At 44.6% G+C, this 3,016-nt stretch carries 3 protein-coding genes; all 3 read left to right on the forward strand.

The features are described from left to right. The first annotated feature begins 313 nt into the window (after positions 1–313). The 3 genes from HZA08_02160 (at position 314) to HZA08_02170 (ending at position 2,887) form a co-directional block, all read left to right on the forward strand. The gene (locus HZA08_02160; GenBank protein ID MBI5192227.1) at positions 314–844 is read left to right on the forward strand and encodes a thioredoxin family protein; all 531 of its coding nucleotides are present in this window, start codon (positions 314–316) and stop codon (positions 842–844) included. 203 nt (positions 845–1,047) lie between these two features. Continuing rightward, on the forward strand, positions 1,048–2,730 hold the full coding sequence (locus HZA08_02165) for a peptide-binding protein (GenBank protein MBI5192228.1): 1,683 nt from the start codon (positions 1,048–1,050) through the stop codon (positions 2,728–2,730). A gap of 7 nt (positions 2,731–2,737) precedes the next feature. Further along, positions 2,738–2,887, forward strand: coding sequence for a hypothetical protein (locus tag HZA08_02170; GenBank protein ID MBI5192229.1), 150 nt, complete (start codon positions 2,738–2,740; stop codon positions 2,885–2,887). The last annotated feature ends 129 nt before the right edge of the window (positions 2,888–3,016 follow it).

The following is a 3,016-nucleotide window of genomic DNA, read 5'->3' on the forward strand; positions in this document are numbered from 1 at the left end:
GGTCAGGTTTGAGTGCGACCGATTGAGCAAACCCGAAGGCGTAGTTGAATCTACGCTGAGGGGTTGCGATTGAGGAGCACACAAAGATGGCCGGAAGATGAGATGCATAAATGTATAGGTTATTTTATGACAGACCCTAAGCACCCTCTCCCTCAGGGAGAGGGTCTGGGTGAGGGTGGGGTTGTGTCATCCTGAGCTTTTAACTTTCAACTCTCAATCTTAATCTAAAGCCCTAAGTTGTAATTTACCTCCCTAATGGTTTATTATTGCTGTGCCATGAATTAATCATGGTGTATTAGAGAGGAGGGGTGATATGGCTATCAAATTAGGAGATAAGGCGCCGGATTTTTCTCTTAAAGGTGTAGACGGCAAGATATACTCTCTGGATTCGTTTTCAAATTATGAGATCCTTGTAATTATTATCTCTTGTAATCACTGTCCTTATGTTGTGGCTTACGAAGACAGGTTGATAGATATACAGAGGGATTACAGTAACAAAGGTGTCCGTCTTGCTGCGATAAACCCAAATAATGAGATGACCCACTCTGAAGACAGCTTTGAAAATATGGTCATAAGGTCTGCAAAGAAAGGATTCAACTTCCCATATCTCCGTGATGCCTCACAGGAGATACCGAAACTCCTCGGTGCTCAGTACACACCGGAGGTTTATGCCTTTGACAAAAACAGAAAACTTCGTTACCACGGTCGCATTGATGATAACTACGGAAATCCTGCCGCAGTTAGCCGCCATGATTTAAGAGACGCACTGGACAGCATAGTTTCAGGCCGCGGGGTACAATATCCGGATACAACAGCAATAGGGTGCACGATTAAGTGGAAATGATAAACCAGTAAGCAGTGAGCTGTAAGCAGGTAGCTGGCAGCACATAGCAGAACAAAGAATATTCTCTCCTCCCTGAGAGAGAGGGGAGTGAGTTTATTCCCTCCCCTTCAAGGGGAGGGTTAGGGTGGGGATGGGGTTATTTTCATGTGAATATATTTTAATATAATTGCAAAGAACCCTCTGCCTGTTTATAATGCTTAAAAATGAAACTGATAATTAAGATTATAACAGTTCTTCTCATTCCGATAATTTCTTTCTCATCCTGCAATAATAAAAGAGAAAAAACCGCATCAGACAAACAGATTACCACTGATAACATACCTGCTTATGGTGACAGCATAATCGAAGGCACTATTGGTGAACCAAGTATTCTTATCCCAATGCTTGCAGGTGACAGTGCGTCTCATGAGGTTGCGGGGCTTATATTTAACGGCCTCGTAAAATATGATAAAGACCTCAGCATTATCGGAGACCTCGCTGAATCGTGGGACATTTCAAAAGACGGCCTTGTTATAACCTTTCACCTGCGTAAAGGGGTCAAATGGACTGACGGTGTTGAATTTACAGCAGATGACGTGATGTTCGGATATAAGACCATCATTGATGAAAAGACACCAACGGCATATTCTGAAGACTATAAACAGGTAAAGAAAGCGGAGATGATTGATAAATACACCTTCCGTGTTACTTATGATAAACCCTTTGCACCTGCCCTGAGCAGTTGGGGAAATCTTACAGTACTGCCTAAGCATCTACTTGAAGGAAAGGATATTACAAAGAGTGACCTTACCAGAAACCCGATAGGTCTGGGGCCGTTCAAACTCGTTAAATGGGTACCGGGGCAGGAGGTTGTGCTTGAGAGTAACAAGGATTACTTTGAGGGGAGACCTTACATTGACAGATATGTTTACCGCATAATCCCTGACCAGTCTACGATGTTTCTTGAATTGCAGGCAGGCGGCATTGACTGGATGGGCATAACCCCTACTCAATATCAGCGTCAGACAGAGACCCCATACTTCAGGAATAACTTCAACAAATACAAGTACCCCGTATTTGCATATACCTACATGGGGTTCAACCTGTGCCTCAAGAAGGACAAGGATGGAAAGTGTGTAGCCTTTCACCCGATGTTCGGCGACAAGAAGGTACGTCAGGCTATAGCTTATGCCATTGACAAAGAAGAACTGGTCGGTGGTGTCCTTTTCGGGCTTGGAAAACCTGCCACAGGACCGTATGTACCGAATACGTGGCCGTATAATCCTGATGTTAAGAAATATGAATACAGCCCTGAGAAGGCAAAGGAATTGCTTGCAGAGGCAGGATGGAAGGATACTAACGGAGATGGTCTGTTGGATAAAGATGGGAGGCAGTTTGAATTTACCGTCCTCACCAACATGGGGAATACACTGAGGATGAAGACATCCACAATAATTCAATACAGGCTCGGAAAACTTGGTATCAAGGTAAATATCAGGGCGCTTGAGTGGTCTACTTTTATAAATGAGTTTATTGACAAGAGGAGATTTGAGGCCGTTGTACTTGGCTGGAGTATCGGCCTTGACCCTGACCAGTATGATATATGGCATTCAAGCAAGACAAAGGAAAAGGAATTTAATTTTGTAAACTATGCAAACCCTGAAGTAGATGAGCTGTTGGAAAAGGGCCGCAGGACATTTGATATTAATGAGCGTAAAAAGATATATTTCAGGATACAGGATATACTCGCGGATGAACTCCCATACATATTCCTCTATGTGCCGGATGCACTGCCCATCATTAGCTCAAGATTCCACGGCATAGAACCGGCCCCAATCGGTATAGGCTACAACCTTCCCAAATGGTACGTGCCGAAAGAACAGCAGAAGAATAAGATGCAGCAGTGAAACGACTATGAACGAATGGCTCACAAAGGGCCATGAAAATCAGCGGGACAAGAAAGTCCCGCCTATCCTCAAGTTAAGCATGGATAGGCGGGTTCCCCCAAATTTACACATGGATAGGCGGGGTTTTCTTACCCCGCCGGAGGAGATTTTCGGATGAACCCTCATGAGCCTTCGGCTCACAAAGGATAATGAAAATGAGGCCCCCTCCCCTTAGTCCCCTCCCGCAAGGGGAGGGGAGATATGAAAGATTGCCGAAGATTCCCCCTCCCTTGACGGGAGGGGGTTA

This window comes from Nitrospirota bacterium (assembly GCA_016212215.1).
GTDB lineage: Bacteria > Nitrospirota > 9FT-COMBO-42-15 > HDB-SIOI813 > HDB-SIOI813 > JACRGV01.

Bases quoted from the DNA above. Each gene is read 5' to 3' on its own strand.
- HZA08_02160 (MBI5192227.1), top strand. From the start codon at position 314: ATGGCTATCAAATTAGGAGATAAGGCGCCGGATTTTTCTCTTAAAGGT.
- HZA08_02165 (MBI5192228.1), top strand. From the start codon at position 1,048: ATGAAACTGATAATTAAGATTATAACAGTTCTTCTCATTCCGATAATT.
- HZA08_02170 (MBI5192229.1), top strand. From the start codon at position 2,738: ATGAACGAATGGCTCACAAAGGGCCATGAAAATCAGCGGGACAAGAAA.